The organism is Candidatus Methylomirabilota bacterium, assembly GCA_028870115.1.
In the GTDB taxonomy this organism is placed as follows: domain Bacteria; phylum Methylomirabilota; class Methylomirabilia; order Methylomirabilales; family Methylomirabilaceae; genus Methylomirabilis.
The window spans coordinates 25,056-45,852 of record JAGWQH010000015.1 but is presented as its reverse complement, the minus strand read 5'-3'; the positions used below and the strand labels follow the sequence as shown (position 1 = coordinate 45,852).

18 protein-coding genes are annotated in these 20,797 nt (G+C 55.7%); 1 reads left to right on the top strand and 17 read right to left on the bottom strand.

Annotated elements, in window-relative coordinates; translation table 11 throughout:
• Positions 1–62 precede the first annotated feature (62 nt).
• The 6 genes from KGL31_00955 to alaC all read right to left on the bottom strand — a co-directional run bounded on the left by KGL31_00955 (position 63) and on the right by alaC (position 9,088).
• On the bottom strand, positions 63–1,298 hold the full coding sequence (locus KGL31_00955; protein MDE2320480.1) for a divalent metal cation transporter: 1,236 nt from the start codon (positions 1,296–1,298) through the stop codon (positions 63–65).
• Positions 1,299–1,322: 24 nt separating this feature from the next.
• Positions 1,323–2,600 carry a magnesium transporter gene (locus KGL31_00950; protein ID MDE2320479.1) on the bottom strand — a complete coding sequence of 426 codons (1,278 nt, stop codon included), beginning with the start codon at positions 2,598–2,600 and terminating at the stop codon, positions 1,323–1,325.
• Positions 2,601–2,838: 238 nt separating this feature from the next.
• Positions 2,839–3,462, bottom strand: a complete 624-nt coding sequence (locus tag KGL31_00945) for a hypothetical protein (GenBank protein ID MDE2320478.1) — start codon at positions 3,460–3,462, stop codon at positions 2,839–2,841.
• 397 nt (positions 3,463–3,859) lie between these two features.
• Positions 3,860–6,181: a sodium-translocating pyrophosphatase gene (locus tag KGL31_00940; GenBank protein ID MDE2320477.1), complete on the bottom strand. Its 2,322-nt coding sequence runs from the start codon at positions 6,179–6,181 to the stop codon at positions 3,860–3,862.
• A gap of 321 nt (positions 6,182–6,502) precedes the next feature.
• Positions 6,503–7,921 carry an amidophosphoribosyltransferase gene (locus KGL31_00935; GenBank protein MDE2320476.1) on the bottom strand — a complete coding sequence of 473 codons (1,419 nt, stop codon included), beginning with the start codon at positions 7,919–7,921 and terminating at the stop codon, positions 6,503–6,505.
• Positions 7,922–9,088: an alanine transaminase gene (gene alaC / locus KGL31_00930; protein ID MDE2320475.1), complete on the bottom strand. Its 1,167-nt coding sequence runs from the start codon at positions 9,086–9,088 to the stop codon at positions 7,922–7,924.
• Between the two features lie 323 nt (positions 9,089–9,411).
• Between alaC and KGL31_00925 the strand changes: the two genes are divergently transcribed.
• Entirely contained in the window at positions 9,412–9,594 is a 183-nt protein-coding gene (locus KGL31_00925) for a hypothetical protein (protein ID MDE2320474.1), read from the top strand.
• 77 nt (positions 9,595–9,671) lie between these two features.
• On the opposite strand, the gene KGL31_00920 is transcribed toward KGL31_00925, so the two are convergent.
• The 11 genes from KGL31_00920 to KGL31_00870 form a co-directional block, all read right to left on the bottom strand.
• The gene (locus KGL31_00920; protein ID MDE2320473.1) at positions 9,672–10,841 is read right to left on the bottom strand and encodes a lipase family protein; all 1,170 of its coding nucleotides are present in this window, start codon (positions 10,839–10,841) and stop codon (positions 9,672–9,674) included.
• Positions 10,842–11,126: 285 nt separating this feature from the next.
• Complete coding sequence (locus tag KGL31_00915) at positions 11,127–12,452, bottom strand: patatin-like phospholipase family protein (protein MDE2320472.1); 1,326 nt, start codon at positions 12,450–12,452, stop codon at positions 11,127–11,129.
• Between the two features lie 476 nt (positions 12,453–12,928).
• Positions 12,929–13,120: a hypothetical protein gene (locus KGL31_00910; GenBank protein ID MDE2320471.1), complete on the bottom strand. Its 192-nt coding sequence runs from the start codon at positions 13,118–13,120 to the stop codon at positions 12,929–12,931.
• On the bottom strand, positions 13,107–13,274 hold the full coding sequence (locus KGL31_00905) for a hypothetical protein (GenBank protein ID MDE2320470.1): 168 nt from the start codon (positions 13,272–13,274) through the stop codon (positions 13,107–13,109). The genes KGL31_00910 and KGL31_00905 overlap by 14 nt, the downstream gene beginning before the upstream one ends.
• Before the next feature lie 8 nt (positions 13,275–13,282).
• Positions 13,283–14,464 (bottom strand): hypothetical protein, encoded by a 1,182-nt coding sequence (locus KGL31_00900; protein ID MDE2320469.1) that lies wholly within the window; start codon positions 14,462–14,464, stop codon positions 13,283–13,285.
• 376 nt (positions 14,465–14,840) lie between these two features.
• Positions 14,841–15,062: a hypothetical protein gene (locus tag KGL31_00895; GenBank protein MDE2320468.1), complete on the bottom strand. Its 222-nt coding sequence runs from the start codon at positions 15,060–15,062 to the stop codon at positions 14,841–14,843.
• A complete protein-coding gene (locus tag KGL31_00890; GenBank protein MDE2320467.1) occupies positions 15,049–17,592 on the bottom strand; it encodes a DEAD/DEAH box helicase family protein in 2,544 nt (847 codons plus the stop codon). Before KGL31_00890 ends, KGL31_00895 begins: the two co-directional genes overlap by 14 nt.
• Positions 17,593–17,601: 9 nt before the next feature.
• On the bottom strand, positions 17,602–17,826 hold the full coding sequence (locus KGL31_00885) for a type II toxin-antitoxin system HicB family antitoxin (protein MDE2320466.1): 225 nt from the start codon (positions 17,824–17,826) through the stop codon (positions 17,602–17,604).
• A 14-nt stretch (positions 17,827–17,840) separates the two neighbouring features.
• Positions 17,841–19,502: a site-specific DNA-methyltransferase gene (locus tag KGL31_00880; GenBank protein MDE2320465.1), complete on the bottom strand. Its 1,662-nt coding sequence runs from the start codon at positions 19,500–19,502 to the stop codon at positions 17,841–17,843.
• A gap of 471 nt (positions 19,503–19,973) precedes the next feature.
• Complete coding sequence (locus KGL31_00875) at positions 19,974–20,423, bottom strand: type II toxin-antitoxin system VapC family toxin (protein MDE2320464.1); 450 nt, start codon at positions 20,421–20,423, stop codon at positions 19,974–19,976.
• Complete coding sequence (locus tag KGL31_00870) at positions 20,420–20,692, bottom strand: ribbon-helix-helix protein, CopG family (GenBank protein MDE2320463.1); 273 nt, start codon at positions 20,690–20,692, stop codon at positions 20,420–20,422. Before KGL31_00870 ends, KGL31_00875 begins: the two co-directional genes overlap by 4 nt.
• Positions 20,693–20,797: the final 105 nt, after the last annotated feature.

Sequence of the window (20,797 nt, the reverse complement as noted above, 5' to 3'; positions counted from 1 at the left end):
CGCTCTCTTCTACCCTCTCTCCCCCAACCCTGTCAAGCCAAAGCCTGGTGGTCGCACTTCGATCAGACGATCGACGTCACCAACAACAAGAGCGTGAGGACCACCATCAGAAAGGCGGTTCCCCAGGCGATCAGGTTGTAGGTCGGCGAGTTGACGCGAATGCCCATGATCGCCCGATCATTGATCAGCAGGAGCATGAAGATTAACACAAACGGAAGCAAGATGCCGTTCAGCGTCTGGGAGAGATACATGATGGTGATGAGCGGTGCCTTCGGCCAGAGGATCAGCAGCGCGCTGGCCCCAACCATGCTGAGGTAGATGCTGAAGAACCCGGGAGCCTCGCTAAAGGTTCGATTGATGCCCGTGTCCCAGCCCAACCCCTCGCACACTGCATAGGCTGTTGACAGAGGAATAACCGCCGCCGCCGCGATCGAGGAATTAAACAGGCCGAAGCCGAAAAGAAATGCGGCGAATCGTCCGGCGAAGGGCTCGATCGCCATTGCCGCCTGTTCGGCCGTCTCGACCCGGATGCCGTGCGGAAAGAGCGTCGCGCCACACGCCACAATGATGAAGAACATCATAATACCCGCGATGACGCTGCCAAGGTAGGCGTCGGCCTTGGCATAGGAGAATTCGCGCGTGCTGATCCCTTTGTCCACGACCGAGGACTGTAGGTAGAAGAGCATCCACGGGGCGATGGTCGTCCCCACGACAGTGATGAGCATCGTCAGGTATGCACTGTCCATGTGGAAACTGGGGCGCACGGTCTCGTGCAGGACCTCCAACCACGACGGTCTCGCCAAGAAGGCCGAGACGGCATAGACAAGATAGAGGGCACTGGAGACGAGGAAGGCTTTCTCGACGAACCGGTAGGTCCCTTTCACAACCAGCCAACTGAGCAGGATGGCGCTGGCGGGTACGGAAAAGTACCGGCTCACACCATAGATCTCGGTGCTGGCCGCGACCCCGGCGAAATTCGCCACGGTATTGGCGAGATTGGCTAGGGCCAGCACGCTCAGGGCGACCATGGTCACCCGGACCCCTAGCCGTTCTCGAATGAGATCGGCCAAGCCTTTGCCGGCGAAGATCCCCATCCGAGCGTTCATCTCCTGGATCACCGCCAGGCTGATGACAATCAGTGGGATCGTCCAGAGCAGGCCGAAGCCGTAGCGGGCGCCGGCCAGAGAGTAGGTGGCGATCCCCCCGGCGTCCTGATCGACGCTGGCGGTGATGATCCCCGGGCCCATGATGGCCAGGAATCGGAGGATCCGCCGCTTCTTGATCCGCGAAAGCCGCATCGAGTGTCCTGGGTGTAGAAACGGCTAAAGGAACTTTTTCGCTGCCCGTTGTTTCCATATCATCGGGAGAAGCAGGTTTAGGACATCATCGACGGTGATGATTCCTCTTAGCTCCCCCCCCTCATCCACCACCGGCACGGCCATCAGATTGTACTTGGTAAAGGTTTCGGTGACCTCGCGCAGACCGCTTTCCGGTCGAACGCTGATAATCTGTCGCTCCATGATTTCTTCAAGCCGCTGGCCCGGGCCAGCCAGGATCAGCTCCCGAAGGCTCAGCACCCCGAGTAACCGATCCAGATCATCGGTGACGTAGATGTAGTAGATCGTCTCGGCCTTGGCCCCCTCAGCAGAGCGGAGCCGGCCAATCGCGTCAACCATGGTGAGGTCAGGCGGCAGACTAAACACCTCGGTGGTCATGAGCCCGCCGGCAGTATCTTCCTCATGTGTCAGCAGCTCAACCACGTCCTGGGCCTCCTCTTCCTCCATCGTCTCCAGGAGCTCCTGCGCCTTTGCCTCCGGCAGGTCGCTCAGGATGTCCGCCGCCTCATCGGGTTCCATGCGCTCCAGGATGTCGGCAGCCTGCTCGCTCTCCATCATCTGGACCATCGAGCTCTGGACCTCCGGCTTCGTCTCGGTCAGCGTCTCGGCAGCCGTCTCTTCGTCCAAGGACGCCAACACGGTCGCTCGCTCGCTCGGGTTCAACTCTTCGATGATGTCGGCGATGTCGGCTGGATGGAGCTTTGCCAGTTTGGCATAGGCTGTACGGTGTTTGGCCTTAGCCAGCTCAGTCTCCATCGGTTCGACCACCTCCCAGGGAACCGTCTCCCGTTCCAACCGTACGTTAAAAAGACGCTCGATCCGTTCAACAAAGGCATCGGATACGAGATGCCGCAATAGACCGCGGAGCCCGCCCTCGACTGCCACCAGTTGTAGCCGTCCCTGCGCTTCTTGGAACTCAAGATCATTGACCCGGATCACATTGTGATGCTTGGTGTCCACGACCTTTCGATCGACGAGGGTCTTTCCCAGCCCCATCTCTTCGGCTCGCGGCTCGACCGGCTGAAGTGCGTCACGCTCAGAAGACAGGCGAATCGCCGCCGGCTCCTGCTCTATGCGCGCCACGACGTCCCACGGCAGGACCAGATCCTCCTTCTCGGGTGTCAGGACCACGAGCTTGGTCACCGGGGGCAGGACTCCCAACGGTAAGAGGATCAGGTCCCTAAGGTGACCCACGAGTTGCCCCTCGGCATCGAGGACCGGACAATGTCGCAACGTGGAGAAGAGGAGAGGCATGGTTTTCATACGGTCTCCTTGTTGTTCTTCTAGTCTGAACCAGACCCTTTGTCAACCGTATTTGCGCCTGTTCCGTATCTCAATTGGCCACCGGGAAGACCTTCAGGGAGTTGATAGTGACCTCGTCAGGAAGGTAGAATCGGATGCGCTCACGGGTGCGCCGCAGAGCTCGATCGAAGGCGAGAGGCCGAGGACGCGGCCCGTGGAGGGAATTGTTCGCCGCCGGTCTTTGGCCCTCCACCACCCTTCATATCTGACCGCTTCGTATACCCCTACGGACTAGCGCATTGAAGGTGGAGGAGCTTGCAATATCCTTTTTGTAGATGAGGGGATCGTTCTGGAGTCGTTTCTGGATGTAGGCGTTCACTCGATTCCTTAGCTCGTATGGCAACGGTCGATCATCACCTGTCGTCTGAGAGGTGTCAGCCGGATCGCCGTACATCGGGTGAAGTTTCCTTAGCGCCGCAGCCGCGTGCTCCGGTGTTTGACTGTCCCCCGACTCTTTTAGACAAATGACATATCGCTGGAGCCCGTCAACCTTTTCCATTAGTACTCGCTCAATGGCGGGGAGATTCCACCACCACCTGATGTCTGCATCAGTAACACCTTCTTGTCTCTTCTTGGCCAGTTGTTCCTTAACGGACGGATCTGTCAATTCTCGTTGAAGCAACTGATCGCCGTAATCTTGAGGCAAGTGAGCTTCTTCTGATCGCTTCAACTCCTCTTTCGCGTCATGGATCATGTCTCGGGCGGTACGTCTTGCCTCACTGACCGATATTCTCATCAACGCCTGAAACATCCGAGTATGAGTTTCCTCAAGCTGACGTTCGTAATCTGACTGGCTTGAAAACAGACCGGATAGGAAGCCCATGGGTAACCCTCCCTATGGTTTATACCAACCTATAACGACATTGTCCACAGCATACCATACCGGAAAGGCGGCGAACTATTGAGTATGCTGATCGACAGTGTATGCAGATACAGTGCGAACACTTCTACACAATTCTCGCCTCGAGTCACACCCTTGTCAACTAGATCCCTCCACAATGGACCTTGATATGGCCATAGGCTGACTGTCGCCCCTCATGAGAAGTTTTAGAAGGTATGAGGAACCGTCCGGAGGACGAACTCCTCCATATGGACGACCCTCTGAATAGTGAGGAACGGAGTTGAAGACAATCGTCTCAAGCGGATAGACGGACACGGACCGAGCGTTCTTGTGTGGGCCTTGGAACTTCGCCTAATTTAGAAGACATCAGTTCTGTGGCCTAGTGGGCGCGGCTGGCCTCCGCCTGCTTCGCTGCCGCTGCAGGCTCTTCCTCGACGATCGAGCCTCGTTTGCTGAAGAGCACCGACAGTCCCAGGATGGTCACGCAGGCCAGAACGATCATCGCCCGAGTACCAAACCCAATTTGACGGATGGCCAAGGGTGCGATCAGAATTGCGACCAGGTTCATGACCTTGATCATCGGGTTGATGGCCGGTCCCGCGGTGTCCTTGAATGGATCGCCGACCGTATCGCCGATAACCGCGGCCTTGTGGCAGTCGGTTCCTTTGCCGCCAAACAACCCCTCCTCGATCTTCTTCTTGGCATTGTCCCAGGCGCCGCCGGTATTGGAGAGGAACACCGCCATGAGCTGGCCGGTGAGGATCGCTCCGGCAAGGAAGCCGCCCAGCGCCGGCGCGCCGAAGGCGAAGGCGACCAGGATCGGGCTGACGATCGAAAGGACGCCTGGCCCCAGCAGCTCCTTCTGTGCCGCGGCGGTCACGATCTCTACACACCGACCGTAGTCGGGCTTCTCCTTGAACTCCATGATCCCCGGCTTCTCCCGGAACTGCCGCCGGACCTCTTCCACCAGGAGGAAGGCCGCCCGGCTTACCGCCTGGATCGCAAAGGAGGAGAAGAGGAACGGGACGGCCCCCCCGATCAGGAAGCCGATGAAGACCTCCGGCAGGTTCACCTGGATCCCCTGCTCGAAGAGATGCGCCTCGTCGATGAAGGAGCGGAAGAGGGAGACGGCCGCGATAACCGCGGTGGCAATGGCCAGCCCTTTCGTCAGGGCCTTGGTCGTATTGCCGACCGCATCCAGCTTGGCGACAATCCGATGAGCCTCGATTCCTGATGGCGTCCTGGGGGCGTTCTTCAACGCGCCAGACATCTCGAAGATACCGTTGGCGTTATCGGAGATGGGACCAAAGGTATCTTCGGCTAGCACAAATCCGGTGGTGGCCAGCAGTCCAAGGCCGGCCAGCGCGATTCCATACGCCGACAGCGAAAAGCTTCCGCCGAAGATGCTGTAAGAGCCAAAGATGGTCGCGGCAATGGCCAAGGTGGCCCAGACGCTCGACTCGAGACCTGCGGCAAACCCGGAAAGGATCAGCGTCGCCGGCCCGGTTCGGCTGGAATAGGCAATCTCGGTCACCGGCTTCTTGTCGGTTGCGGTGAAATACTCCGTCAGCCACTGAATCAGCAACGCCAGGGCAATTCCCATGACATTGGCCAGGAAGACGCGCCACCAGATGGCGCCGTACTTCTCGCTGACGATGTCGCCAAGATAGAGGTAGCTCACGATCCAGAAACCGACGACGGAACTCAGGGCTGCCACCCAAAATCCGACGTTAATCGGCTTCATCGGGTTCATGTCCGGATCGTCCTTGCCTCGAACGCACCACGTCCCGAGGATCGAGCCGAAGACGCCAACGGCGCGAATCAAGAGCGGGTAGATGATCAGGGCCAGAACAACCCTGGAGGCGCTGGCGGCTCCGCCGAACGACTCAACGAAGTCCTTATCTAGCATCGCCCCGGCGCCCAGGATAATGGCCGCGACCAGCGTCACCTCGTACGACTCGAAGACATCGGCCGCCATACCGGCGCAGTCCCCGACATTGTCGCCGACATTGTCGGCGATCGTGGCGGCATTGCGCGGATCATCTTCAGGGATCCCTTTCTCAACCTTGCCGACCAGATCGGCGCCCACGTCAGCCGCCTTGGTGAAAATGCCGCCCCCCATGCGCATGAACAGGGCGGCAAGCGACCCACCAAAGCCAAAGCCAACGAGAATCTTCATCGCATTCTCTTTGAACAGCAGAAAGATGATGGTCGCGCCCAGGAGCCCAAGGCCGACGGTGAACATCCCCGAGACCGTCCCGGCCCTGAAGGCGATCTCCAGCGAATACTTAAAGCTGTGGAGGGCTGCTGCTGCGGTCCGCACATTGCCCTTTACGGCCAGCAGCATCCCGACATACCCGGCCCCGTAGGAGGCACCGACCCCCATGAAGAAGGCGAGCGCCACGCCAAGCGGTAGGAGCATCCCCTCATAGAGCCCACGATACATGAAGAAGAGGCCGATCGTGATGGCGACGACGAACCAGATCATCGTCTTGACCTGTCGCGCAAGATAGGCCAACGCCCCCTCTTCAATCGCTGTGGCCACATCCTGCATGGCCTGACTGCCGGGGTCTTCCCGGATGGTCTTTTTCGCCAGGAAGGCGCCGTATCCCAGGGCGATGAAGGCCGAAATCAGGACAAACCAGAGGATCTTCCATTCCTGCGGGCCGAAGGTTGGCAGTACAATGCTGGCTTCACTCATCCAAGGTGTCTCCTATCCGGGGAATTCATAGTCGGTGATGTAGCGCGTACCACGTATTGGCGCGCGAGCGGTAATCTTTCTCCTCAAAGACCCAAGGGTGTGCTCGTGAGAGTGGCATGCCAAGTCGCGGCGATACCTGGGGAGGGGTTTAGCAGATCCCGGAAGGGATGTGTCCCCTACCCTCGAGCAAGATGTCTGTCAATCCCGGTTTACCGAATGCGAGGACAGGTGAGCAATTGAGCGAATCGATCCGTGGAGTACAGGCGGAGCTAATGTGTGTCTTCGTGCGATGACCAGGCATCGAGATCTCGCGAATCCTCCCTAGTCCGCAAAAAGGCGGAGTTGCTCCTGATCCTCTTCGATAAAGGGAACCGGGTAACTGCCGCTGAAACACGCATTACAGAAGCCTGTCGCCCCTTGACTCTCCTTCCCGGCGGCTTGCTGTAAACCTTTCAGGCTCAGATAACCGAGGGTGTCCGCGCGAAGGTAGCGCCGAATCTCCTCGACGTCGTGTGTGGAGGCGATCAGCTCCTTACGCGTCGGGGTGTCAATGCCATAATAGCAGGGAGCGATCGTGGGGGGAGAGCTGATCCGCACATGGACCTCCGTTGCTCCGGCCGCTCGGATCATTGATACGATCTTCCGGCTGGTGGTCCCACGGACAATTGAGTCGTCCACGACAACGACGCGCTTCCCTTCGAGCAGCTCCTGAATAGCGTTGAGCTTGATCTTGACCCCGAAATGCCGAATCGCTTGTTTGGGTTCGATAAAGGTCCGACCCACATAGTGATTGCGGATCAGGCCGTGTTCAAACGGCAGGCGCGCCTCTTCGGCAAAACCCAGAGCAGCGGGCACGCCGGAATCGGGGACAGGAATTACCACATCGGCCTGGACCGGATACTCGCGCGCCAAGTGCCTGCCGAGATCTTTGCGAATCCCTGCGACAGATCGACCAAATAAAAAGCTGTCCGGCCTGGCGAAGTAGACATACTCAAAGATACACTGAGACTTAGGTGCAGGTGGAAACGGAAAAAATGAATGCACACCGTTTTCATTGATCCGAATGAATTCGCCGGGCTCGATGTCGCGGACGAATTGGGCCTCGATCAGATCAAACGCGCAACTCTCTGACGCGAGGATCCACGCATCACCAAGTTTTCCCAACGACAGGGGACGAAAGCCGTAGGGATCGCGGACCCCCAGCAATTCGGTCTCATTCATGATGGCCAGGGAATAAGCGCCCCGAATCTGGCTCAGCGCATCGATTGACGCTTCCAGCAAGTTCGGCTCCCGCGAGCGGGCGATCAGGTGAACGATCACCTCGCTGTCGGTCGTGGAACCAAATATCGACCCCTGTGCTTCTAAATCATGCCGGATCTTCTCGGCGTTGGTCAGATTGCCGTTGTGCGCGAGGGCAATCTGACCTCGCAGGTAGCCGGCCAGCAGCGGCTGCGCATTCTTAAGCTGCGAGGTCCCGGTCGTCGAGTAACGAACATGGCCAATGGCGAGCGCGCCCCTGAGACGACGAAGCTTGGTCTCGGAAAAGACATCGGCCACCAGCCCCATGGCCTTTTCAAGATGCAGAGACCCGCCGTCCGAGGTCGCAATGCCGGCACTTTCCTGACCCCTGTGCTGAAGCGCATAGAGAGCCAGATAGGCGAGGTTGGCGGCCTCCGGATGGCCATAGATACCTACTACTCCACACTCCTCGCGAAACTTATCCGCCCGAACCTCGCTCATTTACAGCACTCGCCTGAGTCCCTGGATGGCTTGGCGAGTCCGGTGCTCGTTTTCCACCAGAGCAAATCGAACAAACGCATCCCCATATTGCCCGAACCCGATCCCCGGGGACACGGCGACCTTGGCCTTATTGAGGAGAAACTTCGAAAATTCCAGAGACCCCATGCCTAGATACGCCTCGGGGATCTTTGCCCAGACGAACATGGTTCCCTTCGGCTTGGACAGGCTCCACCCGATCCGGTTCAGCCCGTCTACCAGCGCATCGCGCCGCGCCCGGTAAGTCTCAACCGTCTGTCCCACGCATTCCTGCGGGCCGTTCAGCGCGATAATCGCCGCGATCTGTATCGGCTGAAACATTCCGTAATCCAGATAGCTCTTGAGCCGCGTCAGGGCCGCAATGATCCGCGGATTGCCCACACAGAACCCAACCCGCCAGCCCGGCATGTTGTAGCTTTTGGAGAGCGTGAAGAACTCTACCCCGATCTCCTTTGCCCCAGCGACCTGCAGCAGGCTTGGCGCCTGGTAGCCATCAAAGGTCAGATCCGCGTAGGCAAGATCGTGGACCACAAACAGGTGCTGCTCCCGTGCAAACTCCACCACTTTCTCGAAAAAAGTAAGGTCTACCGTGGCGGTGGTGGGGTTATGGGGAAAGCTCATGATCAGGAGCTTGGGCGGCGGCCAGCTTTCCCGATGGGCGGCCACAAGCGCCTCGTAGAAATCGGTTCCCTCTTCAAGGCGAATGCTGCGGACGTCCCCCCCCGCGATGATCACCGAGTAGGGATGGATCGGGTAGGTCGGACTCGGCACCAAGGCGACATCCCCGGGTTCCACAATCGCCAGGGCGAGGTGTGAAAGTCCTTCCTTGGCGCCGATGGTCGCGATCGCCTCACGCCCCGGATCGATCTCAACCCCATATCGCCGCCCATACCAGTCGGCGATAGCTAACCGGAGCTTCGTAATTCCGCGCGAGGCGGAGTACCGGTGGTTACGAGGGTTCCTGGCTGCTTCACAGAGCTTCTCGACGATATGGGGAGGGGTCGGCAGGTCGGGGTTGCCCATCCCGAAGTCGATAATGTCCTCGCCACGAGCCCGCGCCTCGACCTTCAACTCGTTTACAATGTTGAAGACATATGGGGGCAGCCGACTGATTCGGCGGAACTCCTCCATCCGTACTCCTTTCGGTCACTGTGGCGACCGCTCATCTCGATGCTAAACTCGCCCCTCACGCTACCAAAAGGGGGCCGCGCTGTCAATATGAAACCGGGCTTGCGTGTGGGAAGTTCAGGTGCAGTGACGAACGGACACAGCGTGATCCGGGACTCCTTGGCGTGGGCTATAATCGCGCAGCGCGCCGCCTCTGGCCACGCCTCCCAGTCAACATCTTGAAGGATGGTCTCGCCGGAAAGACAACGCCCTTCACATGTTCCATTTTGAGGAACGGGATCGTGCGATCGGCGATCAGGAAGCGTTCCGCCCTGACGTAGAAATGGGTGGCGGTGCTGGCCGAGGCAATTTATTTTGTCGAGAAAAATCCGGACAAGAGCAAGGCCGCCGTGAGCAGGGTACAAATGTGCGTACAAAAGGCGGTGGAGATCATCAACAATAGCTTCGCGCAGCATCTGGAAAAGTGCAGCTTCTTGAAGGAGGTGTGGGATGAGAAACTTCCAAAATAAAACTGTCTGTGAGGACCTACAGAAATAAAACAGAAATCTTGCTCAAGTTAAGCAAGCTGACACCCCCATCTTCTGCCTTACTTAGCTTTTTGTAACGCATCCAGTAATTCCTTATACCTGGCAAGGTGATGCTCCCAGAACAGATCCCCATCACCTGCTTTCATATCGTTTTTTGGACGGAATGCTCTCAGGTTTCCAACTGGCATATAATCTAGAGAACTGCCTCCATAGCCAGTTTGAGAAAACTGACCAGCGTCGACGAAATACCGGTCGTCAAAATTCTTTGTGATATTTTCCTTGTAGTTTGTCAACTTGCTCACTTGTGATGAGGCGGACCGCCTAATCCGCGCCAAGAAATTCAAGGCTGAATTCGCAAACCAGTGGCCGGAAGCTGTTGCAATGGGTTGAAGTGTTTCGCTCACAAGCTGAATCGAGAGCGGAACTTGCGGGACCCAATCCGACGTATTATTTATCGTATACGCAAGATCCTGATTCCCAATCCCTTCAGCAAAATCCATAGCGAATTGCCAGTTTCCTGGTTTAGGTTGAGCAAACACATATGACTTGAGGGAAAAATTCTTGCCCTTGAGGCCAAAGCTATTCTTGTCGTCACTGCCAGTCAAGGCATGGTTGAGAAACGCATGGGCCAGCGTCGCAAGTGCGGCTCCCTGGCTGTGGCCTGTGATGTAGATCTGGCTACCGGCAGGCAATTGACTCAACTGATTCAGAATGCCACGATCACGGTCAAACAACATGACAGCCAATCCGTAAGCAAAACCGACGTGAACTTCAGCATGGTCGGTTTTCGCCAGAGAGAATACAACGCCACGTTTCTTACCTAAAGGGTTCTGATCGGTATCAAGAAGCTGGATTCCCTTTGCAGGTATGGAGGTCGCAAGCAAATCTTCTTTAATGCTGTCACGACTTGGGATTGTGCCGCGAATGACGAGGGCGTATACACCATCTTGCTTTTTGTTTTTCCAAAGCTTCCAGCGATTATCGAATGGTCCGAACCCTTGTGCCTTTTCGTTGCGTTTGGGATCACTGTCAAAAATTGACTCCCAATCGGACGGCACCTGCTTGTCAGCGTCAATTGTGAGCCCGTCACCGTTCAGATTGATACATAACGCGAGCATCTTCTGCGCCTCGCCTATTTCAAAACCACCCTTCATGGCTGTACTTCCAAAAACCGGCTTGACAGCACACAGCAAAATTAAACCAACTCCAATAACCAGACGACGACTCATTAGGCTTCTCCTCCTGTTAGTTATGGTCTTTATAATGCTCCCCAAAAACGACAGGGCACTAAGGTGGAACAAGAGGCTGAGCGAGCTGCGCACAAGGAGGCATCATGAGCGCGGAAATGAGGAAGCGTCACGACGCAGCCTCAAGGCCAATGTCGCTCTTGACGCGATCGAGGAAGCGCGCACACTTGCACAGCTGACTGGTGACTACGGCGTGCATGCCAACCAGCTTAACCAACTCCTATTTTTGTCTTGACACTGGGGAGCACCGAATAAACCGCGCATTGTCTATTGTGAGCCGTTCTTGGCCGTCGGGTATGGAAAATCGTGTTCACAGACAGCTCGCATATCGGGCACGGACATATTGGGGCGGCTGAGATCTACCATCGCATCGTTCGCATCGCGACATCCGGCCCAGAGTTGCTTGAGGATTACCTGCTTTGTGACATCGTAGATCCCGTCGGTTAACGATGCGTTGGGCGTTATGATCAGCATGGGTTGGTACGGCAAGTCGTATTTCGGTCCCTGATTGAATGATGAAACGGGGAAGCGCGTCGGGATCTCCTCGATCTTGTTGAGGGCGGTGGGCATGGTACAGATCAACTCGTGGCGCCACTTGAGCATGTTGTTTGCTGTAATGGCATAATTGATGTCCCAGCGATATGGCGACTCTAGTGCGGCCCATACACTCCGCATGGCGATATCTCGGCCATCGTGCATCTGGCGGCATGGTTGGTTATCGCACATAGGTTGCTCAATCCTGTCGTCGAGCTTTTTGTAAGGACCCGCAACGACAATGAAGAGGCCCTGAATCGGTCTAGGATGTGGTGGTGGCTCATCGGCACCGCACTGGTTGGACGGCACAGGCACTCCGCCCGACGAGGCTAGGAGCGGCACGATCTCGCTATTTGGGAAATAGCCGGGGACCGGGGTGCTATGCCGAACGCCGCCGTCAGCGAACTGTGTCCACGTCGCCGGATCGGCATTGTCCCCCCGCTGGCGGATGAGCGGCATATCGCCGAACACAGGTATCAGCGCGCTCGCGAACACGTAGTCCAGGTATTGATCATTTTCCTCGGGATGCGGGGACGGTGAGCAAGGACTGATCTCGCGGTAACCGCCGTCGAAAAAAGAGATGTAGCCTACGCGGACGTGTCGCCCGCTTTTACGCAGCTTTTCAACGCTGATGTTCTTGCGGATGAGCTCCTTAAGCGCGGAAAAATCGTTCAAACCCTCCAGCCCGAACAAGAACATACGCAACCTGCCGAGAAAGCGCGGCGCCATGAAGGCGCTCGGGTCAGTGACGTCGCGCCAAATCTCAACAAGTGCTGACGCCTGTTGCTGAAGGTGTTTCAGCGAGTCGGATTCCATCGACGCTTGAGCCAGATACGACACATTGAGCGCTCCTGCCGAGACACCGGACAAATCCTTGAAGTCGCAGCCCCGATGCACGATGAGGTGGTAAGCAGCAGCAGCCTCATACGCGCCTTTCGTCCCTCCACCGCTCAATACGAGCGCACGGTCCGCACCTGAGCACACATCTTGCGCGAGAACAATGCCCGAAAAGAAAAGCAAGACACCGATCACTGAAGCTGTAAGCAGTCCACGTGCCATATAACCTCCTCCCGGAAAAGGTGAGAGATTCTAAGCAGGACCGCCCAAGCATGGCCTGTCCTAATCGAGCCCTACTGAGCAGATTGCACAACGTCTCCGGTAACGCAACTATTGTCGTAGTCAGCGCAGATTCTATTGTGCTTGTCGGCGATTCACAAGGCTTTTCTTGGTTCCAGATGCGGCATCGTGTCTTCGGCAGGGATCTCCAACCAGCCCCTTCTTGGCAAATATGCTATTTGAACTCGATCACAATCATGGCTGCGGAGAAGGGCCTCACGGTGGGAGTCAAGCAACTATTCGGAGTAGAATTAATCACCTGCACATATTTGATAAGCGAAAGGCACATGAGGTCAGGGCCCTCATGTGCTACTCCAAAGTCTTACCTCCTCCCGTTTTAGACAGCCCGGCTGACGATAGCCAGTTCGAGCGATGATACGGCGTCCGCCACCGCCGACCCCAGCCGCCGGTACGGATCATCATTGCGAGCGACCACGGTGAGCGCGTCTGCGGGCAGCCACCAGCGCCAGGCGGGCGCGCGTGAGATTCCTATCGGCGGAGATAATCCGATGGCGGGTGTAGTAGCCGTGAAACCGGGCGGCGAGGTCGTGCAGATAAGTGGTGAGCCTGTACAGCTCCAGCGCCTCTGCTATTCGGCTAGACCGCCGAATCCAGCAACTTCTTTAGAGTGTCTCGCCAGTCGCGGTCCGCGTATTCTCCCTCGTCCAGGACTTGAAAACGGAAGGTCTCATCCCGGAAGTCTCCCGCGTCATTGCGAAGCTGTTGCTTTGCAGCTTCAGGTTGGCTTGCCACTGTCGCCGGCACTCACTCCATCAGAATGCCGGCGTCGGCACACGGCCCCAGGCGGTCTCGACGGGGAGAGTCTTCGCATCGAGCACGTGGAGACTGTGCACATCCAGATCAACCATGAAATCGGGTGTCCGAACGGCATTCAACGCAAATACATCGACCGACTTAATGACGGCAATATTCGATACTTTCAGGAAGATGAGTCGTCTCACCGAACCGGCAGCCATGCTGTGTTTCGAATGATCTGGGGGCTCGAAGGCGGAACGCTGTGCGCCTCCCAGATGACTGAAGGGATGAAAAATCCAGTCAGTAAACCTGCTGATTGCATGCTGGTGTTTATAGAGCTTCCACTCGCCCCCAGTATCCGCAATCAGTCCCTGCATGACGTAGTTCGTCGGCAGAAAATACGCAACGTATGACTCGTTCTCTTTCAACCGCGATCGGACCTCGTCTACCTTGAGGATGTCCGCCATCCGGTTTTGCATCAGCGGCTCGTCTTCGGGCAGCACTGCAAGCGCGACCACGTTCGAGTCTGTCCAAAGGGGAAGATGCCTTACTGTGTACTGCCGTAGGAGAAATGCCCCTCCGATTGCGCAGATCGCAATCAGGACGAACAGAGCGACCTTGCTCGCGACGGTCGCAAAGGCGATCGAGCTTTCAAGCGATTTCGGCAGGAACATGCCCGTTCCTCGCATATATTCGCTGTAGGTATCTGGGTACTGCCCCAGCATGCGCCGCTCCTCGTCTTTGGACAAGGCGTAGTACACCGTAACCATCACGAGCCACAAGACAACAACGATGAACCTGGGCCAGAGGATGGCTAGACCGGCGCCCGCAATAGCGAGCGCGAGGTACTGGGGATGCCTGATCCAGCGATAGGCCCCTTTCACAACAGTCCCTCTCTGTAGGAACTTGCTCCAGTAAACCTGAATCGCGCAGATGAGAAAGATGGCAATACCGAGCAAAAACAAAATCGAGCCCATCACGCGCACGGCTCTCAGTGGCGCATTGGGCGGTACAACCATGTGGGTGAAGAAGAAAGCGCTGAGCCACTTCGTGGCCTGGTACTTTGCTAAGCCCAGGAGAACCCGATTGAACGCGGAATAGAAGAAGCCGGCAAAGGGACTGATCATTATCAGGATTTCAAAGCAGATCACGAAGTAGAGAACAATGGCGCTATTCAGAACACCTTTTGTCTTGCTCACGTCAAGGATCTCCGGAGAATGAGCCAATTTGGCGCGAAGACCTTCACGCCCTGCCTTCTTTTCTGGTTTTCTTGATAAGAATTGAGATCTCCTCTCGAATCCAAGTCTACACCCTGGAATCGATTCCAGGGTCAAGCAAATGCGTAAACTCACGCCAGTTGACCGGCTTCCTTGGAACTGCGTGCAGCGTGAATGATCGGACACTACTGGCGAGGGTTGCGCCAAAACCGGGTCCGGACAAAGTAATGGCTGTCGCAACGAAGGATCCAGAGTGAAGCGAGGGAGACTGAAGCAATATCTCAGTAGAAATACGGTGAGATTGCCACGCTCCCAATGGTCGCTCGCAACGACTGGCAATGCTTGCATGACCGCGTGGCTACATCCGTTCGGGGGCGGAGACGCCAAGCAGGCCAAGCGCGTTGGCTATGATCACACGAAGGGCAGCCACCAGCGCTAGGCGCGCTCGCGTGAGATTCCTATCAGCGGAGATAATCCGATGGCGGGTATAGTAGCCGTGAAACTGCGCGGCGAGGTCGTGCAGATAAGCGGTAAGTCTGTGCGGCTCCAGCACCTCTGTTATTCGGCTAGACCGCTGGATTGAGCAGCTTCTTTAGATCATCTCGCCAGTCACGATCCGCGTATTCTCCCTCGTCCAGGACTTGAAAACGGAATGTCTCATCCCGGAAGTCTTCCGCGAGTTTCTGCCAGGGAACTTTCTGGCCAACTTGTTGAAAGTAGCTGCCCACCGTCCGCTTGTAGGTTGTGTCTTCGTTTCCTTTGAGATGCTTGCCCTTGCTTTCGACCACAACCACAGAGGCAACCGGCTTTTTATTGTGACCCTGTTGAACCACGAAATCCGGATAAATCTTATTCCGCTTGTACCCTTGGATCGAGAAGCACTGCGCACCAACGAGATTTCGATACCACCACAGAACTTCGGGATGCTTGTCGAGATACAGTGCGACCGACTTCTCATACTCGTTGAGGTCGTCCGGCACGTAATCAAAGAGGGACCGTTGGACTGGCTCGTGGTCGTCGCGTATCAGCTTCTTTGCTCCCCGTATCTCAATCTTGGGTGGAATTTCAAAGCGCCCTTCCACACATTCAAGGTAGAAGCCGAGCCGTTTGTTTTTGAACAGCACCTCAAACGCCTCTTGGGTTTGACGGTCCGTCCCTCGCTCGATCAATCCGACAATCTTCTCACGTACCTCAAACTTAACCAGTCCCAATCGGCCTGAAAGTTCCGGGGTGAGTTGATACAAACGCTCGGTTACCCGGCCAACGATCTCCCGTAGCTGCTTCTGGCTGAAGTAATCAAACGGCAGGCTGGCTACCAACCAGGCCTTCACCTGTTCATCAGTCTCCAAGGTAACCGATTCGCGTTCCATCACAGGCTCAAGGTCATCTTGTTCAAGGGTCAGGCGATAGATGGAATCTTTCGCCGCTTCGAGTGCCGCCGCCATGTTCCAATCTATTTCGGCGTAATCGAACCGTGTGACATCGACCTGACTGAGCAAATGTCGGAAATAGTCGAGGACATCGTACTTGTCTCCGTGCTTGACGCAAAAGCGTGGCAGATAGATCTTGCCCTCGAACTCCCGATAGTAACGGCGGAATTCTTCACGAATAGTCGTAACGCGCTTCTGTCCGGCTTTGCCGTCGTCCGTGCTGCGGTCAACAACGCTGGCCGCGTCGCCTTCGTAACCCTCCTGCTCCAGCGCCTTCTTGACCTCACGAGAAATATCCGCCGCCTTTCGCCGCAAACAGAACACGTAGCTCTCATTAAGCTCGTCGAATGGCGTCCTTTCCACATCGGGCTGCCGAAGTACCCGTCCGACCAGTTGCGTCATGCTCTGCTGGCTACCGGTGTTATTTAGAGAGACCAGGATATAAGCGAACGGGCAATCCCATCCCTCCTGCAAGGCCGACTTCGTGATGATCCATTCCACACGGCATCCTTCGGCCAAGAGATCCATACCTTCAATATCGTCCTTGTCGGAGGTCTTGATAGCGATGGCCGATTCATGGACACCCTCTCTCTGCATCAGGTATTCTTTCACATCTTCGCTGTGGACGAAGCCGCTGTCCCGCTGGTCTTTTCCTGTCCGTTCAACCTGGACCAGCACGATCGGGCGAATGAGCTTTTCGGTCGCCCGATAATGCCGCTCTGCCAGTTTCGCCAAGTCCTCTCGCTTCTCTCGCGCCTGCGTCAGGCAATTCTTCCAAGACGGCTGGTTGGCGTTGGCGATGTTGATCGGCAGCTTGATCATCTGTTCATCAAGCAGTTCCTTGCCGGTTACCCGCACAAGGACGTTGGCCTCCTTATGTGGGGTGGCGGATAGTTCGACCACCACTGAGGCATTGAATCCCTCGATGGTCTTCCGAGCGAGGTCACTGGTGGCCTTGTGTCCTTCGTCCAGGATGACCGGCGGCTCGCAGAGACGGACCAAGTTGCCTAGTGAGGTTTTGACCAACCTCTCGTCCTGGTCGTTGTCATCGCCCAGCATGTCCAAGTTCAGGAACTGAGCCTTGAGCGCCTTGTGCTTGTCCGGATCACTTTCAGGCGGGAAATGCTGGACGATGTTGCCACCGCTATCACGAAAGAACTTGAGCTGTTCCCGCGTCTCGCGGTTGGTGCTGGCGAGTTTCAGAAGTAAGATGTTCAGGTTGCTGCGTAACTGCCCAGGCGTCAGGCGGAAAATCTCGTGCTTTTCCCACACCTCAATACGGCGTGACAGCACGAACTCCAATGATTCGCGATAGAAGTGCCTACGGTCGCGAAGCGCCTTGAGCGTATCCTTGTATATCTGATCACTGGGAACCACCCACAGCACCAACCCGGAGCCGTTGCGGTTCTTCAGGATGGTCTGATAGACAAGGCCCAGGATCTGAGTCGCCAAAAGCGTCTTTCCACCGCCGGTGGGTACCTTGATGCAAAACGTCGGCAGATCCTTCCCTAGGCCGTTTTTGCGCGGATGGCAGTCTCCCCTGATGAAAAACTGGCGTTTGGAATCTTCCCAGGCGTCGAGAGATGCGTGTCTGTTTCCTGCGACCTGCTGCGCGGCCAGCGCTTCCAGAAAGAGCTTAACCTCCCGAATGACACGCTCCTGGTAGCGTTTTAGCTCCATTCTCGAAGCCTACCCATGCGCGGCTTCGAAGCGCGTCACGAAGACCTGGGTGTGTAAACGACGCTTAATTTCTTCGGAGTCCGCACACTCCAAAAATAACTCTACAGCTTCCTTCAAATTGGCGGTGGCCTCTTCCACCGTAGTCCCCTGGCTCGCCACATCGAGCTCCGGGCACAGCGCGACATAGAGGCTGCCTTCTTTCTCGACGATTGCCGTATAGCTGCTCATTGCCATGAACGCGTCTCCTGTTACTTCAAATTGAACGGGACAATCATGGGCCGCACCGTCCGCTTCGTTTCCTGCTCAAACTTCGCCAGGTCATCACGGTGCACCCAAATCTTCTCACAATAGACCACCACGTTCCTGTTCTTCTCCATCTTGCCGAGACCCCTGAGCCATTCCATGTCCAATCGGCGATCTTCCTGACCGTCGGGCGTGTAGAGCAGATAGTAACTCGTCCCGTGATGTTCACCGATCTTCCCGGTCTTCTCATTCATCATCTTTTGGTCGAAGTCTCGGCTGGTCTCAGTATAGAAGATGTACTTGGCGAGATCCTCATAGCCGGGCAACTGCTTGCCCCAATCCCGATATTCTCCAAAGAGCGGATTACCGACGCGGGCATAGGTGAAAGAGCCGCCTAGTCCGGCAACCTTTTCCTTCTTGCCCTTCGGGCTCGTATACGTAAACCCCTGAATAACCCGCCGGACCCGCTCCGCTGTGATCTTCTGGCAGATATTGAACTTCTCTTTCTCTTGGTCCTTGGTGTCGTAAGGCATCTGGACAAGAATGCATTGGCGATTGCCGCCGTCTTCTCGGTTTAACTTTAGTACAGCTTGACCTGTTGGTCCGCTCCCAGCAAAGGAATCTAGAATAATGTCATCCGTGGTGGCCACCTGCCGGATGAGCGTCTTGATGAATTCGGAAGGCTTGGGGAAGGCAAAAACCTTCTCTCCAAATATCTCCATCAACTCTCGCGTACCGTCTGTTGTATATGGCTTTAATAGTACGGAGGAGAAGCCAGTCCACATGCTTAACAGATCCTTCAAAAAGTGTTTCAGTCTTGGTCTGCTATTGGGATTAGCTGGATAAATAATCTGACCCTTCTTAATGAGATCGTTTATTACCTCCTTACTCTTTGACCATCCTCTATTGGGCGGTGGGAGATATTTCCGACCGGTCTTAGGATCCACGATCGGGTAGTGCAAGTTTGGGCGTTCTTGCGCGCTTGCCAAACCTGTGAGGTTGTCACTCATCCACGGTCCGTTGGAATCGTTGTCAGGATTTTTATACTTTGAGAGATCTTTCTCCTTCCCCAGCAAAGTAGCAGCTTCAGTCCTGCCATATGTTAGGACATATTCATGATCAATCGACACGCCACTCTGGTTTCGGCTATCGGGGTTCTCCCTGCTTTTCCAGACGAACATGGCAAGAAGGTTTTCGGCGCCGTATATTTCATCCATAATCAATCGAAGGTGCTGCACTTCGTTGTCGTCAATGCTGACAAAGATGACGCCATCGTTACGGAGAAATTGTTTCAGCAGTTGTAGGCGCGGATACATCATGCAGCAGTACTTATCGTGACGGGTGGCGTCCTCTCCTTCTTTGCCGACCGTCTGGCCTATCCACTCCTTGAACTGCGGTTGCGTGAGATTATCGTTATAGACCCACCCTTCATTACCGGTATTGTATGGCGGATCAATGTAGATGCACTTGATCCGTCCCGCGTGGGTGGGAAGAAGGGCCTTCAAGGCGATGAGGTTGTCACCCTCGATGATGAGGTTGCCGTCAAGTCCTGGTTTCTCGCCCTTCCCTGGGACCGACAGCTTGGCGTCGAACTCCACGGTGTGGTGCGCAACCGTGTGATGATAGCCCTCAATCGCGGTCTTTCCTTTGAACCGCAGAACCGGCATCTCTAGTAACACTCCTGTCGGGTTGGGTGGGAGAATGACTGCAACCTAGACCACTGCCAACTATGCGTCAACCAAAAACAAAAAGACTCTATTCGCTCCGAGTCGAACCTTCGCGAGAGGTTGAGGACCACGTTTTGACGTTAACAATTGAAGTCCCTCACATGAATAAACGGCCCTTATCGGCCCTCGCTCCAAATTCAGATGTGACTCCATCGCCCCCTGCCCGTCTGCCCATCTGCTCCCGTCGCCTCGTACGGTTCCGTCTGCCGAACGCTAAGTCGTCCGCTACCCCAGGTATCGGTCACGCGTTGGGCGAAGCCACTTCGTTCTGCCCTTTTTTTGGCTGCTCTTCTTTCCCACGAGGTCTCAAAAGAGAATTATAAGAGAAGCCGTGGAGTTACACAAAGAAAGGGAGAGGCTAGGCAACATATCGTGTAGCCCTTGGTCAGACCACACAATCTTGTGAATTTGTCAGTTCTTGACCTCCAATTCGCGTAACGGTACGACGATGCTATGACCCGTCAGCTTTTTCACCATGACCTCATCTGCCGTGATGAGCGGGTATCCCAGTTGCTCGGCAAGAGCCACATAGAGAGCGTCATAGATGGTAATCTTGTAGGCCCAGGCAATGGCGTTGGCTTTTCGCAGTAGTTGAAAATCGGTCTCTGTGACATTGAGGTTTAGCCCTTCAAGCCCGGCGATGGCTCTTGCGCCATGCTCTTCCTTGGCCTTTGAACCGAAGCGAATCGCGTTGAGTACCTCCAGGAAGGCGAGCTCCGTAACATAGATGGTGGAGCGCCCTGATATATGGAACTCTTTGAGCGCCAGAGCCCGGTCTCGGTCAGGTTCATCGTGCTCAACAAACCATTTGGTGAGAACCGACGCATCTACCACGTAACCCTGGTGATAGGCGGGGATCATCGATCTCCCTTTAAATTGGTATCGCGGAAGCGACGAATGATCGCTACGGGATCCCAATCCCCAAGCTCTTTAGCCAGATCGTCAATCCTGCGAGAGGCCTCTTTCATCTCTTTCCGTTTTTCCTCTTCTTCCCTCTTCTTCCGTTTTGCCTGCAAGTATTCTTCTAGCGCAGTCTGAATCAGAGCACTGCGATTGGTTCCCTCATCTTTCGCTTCCTCGTTGATCTCATCCAGCAGTTCGTCTTTCAGGAAAACGTTTACACGCGCCATGACGCACCTCCTATATTATTATTAAAACACATCACTAGTGTGTCGTCAAGTACACACGAGAAGTGCTTAATGATTTGAAGAAGTTGACAGGGAGAATGGAGGATT

Bases quoted from the DNA above. Each gene is read 5' to 3' on its own strand.
- KGL31_00955 (MDE2320480.1), bottom strand. From the start codon at position 1,298: ATGCGGCTTTCGCGGATCAAGAAGCGGCGGATCCTCCGATTCCTGGCC.
- KGL31_00950 (MDE2320479.1), bottom strand. From the start codon at position 2,600: ATGAAAACCATGCCTCTCCTCTTCTCCACGTTGCGACATTGTCCGGTC.
- KGL31_00945 (MDE2320478.1), bottom strand. From the start codon at position 3,462: ATGGGCTTCCTATCCGGTCTGTTTTCAAGCCAGTCAGATTACGAACGT.
- KGL31_00940 (MDE2320477.1), bottom strand. From the start codon at position 6,181: ATGAGTGAAGCCAGCATTGTACTGCCAACCTTCGGCCCGCAGGAATGG.
- KGL31_00935 (MDE2320476.1), bottom strand. From the start codon at position 7,921: ATGAGCGAGGTTCGGGCGGATAAGTTTCGCGAGGAGTGTGGAGTAGTA.
- alaC (MDE2320475.1), bottom strand. From the start codon at position 9,088: ATGGAGGAGTTCCGCCGAATCAGTCGGCTGCCCCCATATGTCTTCAAC.
- KGL31_00920 (MDE2320473.1), bottom strand. From the start codon at position 10,841: ATGAGTCGTCGTCTGGTTATTGGAGTTGGTTTAATTTTGCTGTGTGCT.
- KGL31_00915 (MDE2320472.1), bottom strand. From the start codon at position 12,452: ATGGCACGTGGACTGCTTACAGCTTCAGTGATCGGTGTCTTGCTTTTC.
- KGL31_00890 (MDE2320467.1), bottom strand. From the start codon at position 17,592: ATGGAGCTAAAACGCTACCAGGAGCGTGTCATTCGGGAGGTTAAGCTC.
- KGL31_00885 (MDE2320466.1), bottom strand. From the start codon at position 17,826: ATGGCAATGAGCAGCTATACGGCAATCGTCGAGAAAGAAGGCAGCCTC.
- KGL31_00880 (MDE2320465.1), bottom strand. From the start codon at position 19,502: ATGCCGGTTCTGCGGTTCAAAGGAAAGACCGCGATTGAGGGCTATCAT.
- KGL31_00875 (MDE2320464.1), bottom strand. From the start codon at position 20,423: ATGATCCCCGCCTATCACCAGGGTTACGTGGTAGATGCGTCGGTTCTC.
- KGL31_00870 (MDE2320463.1), bottom strand. From the start codon at position 20,692: ATGGCGCGTGTAAACGTTTTCCTGAAAGACGAACTGCTGGATGAGATC.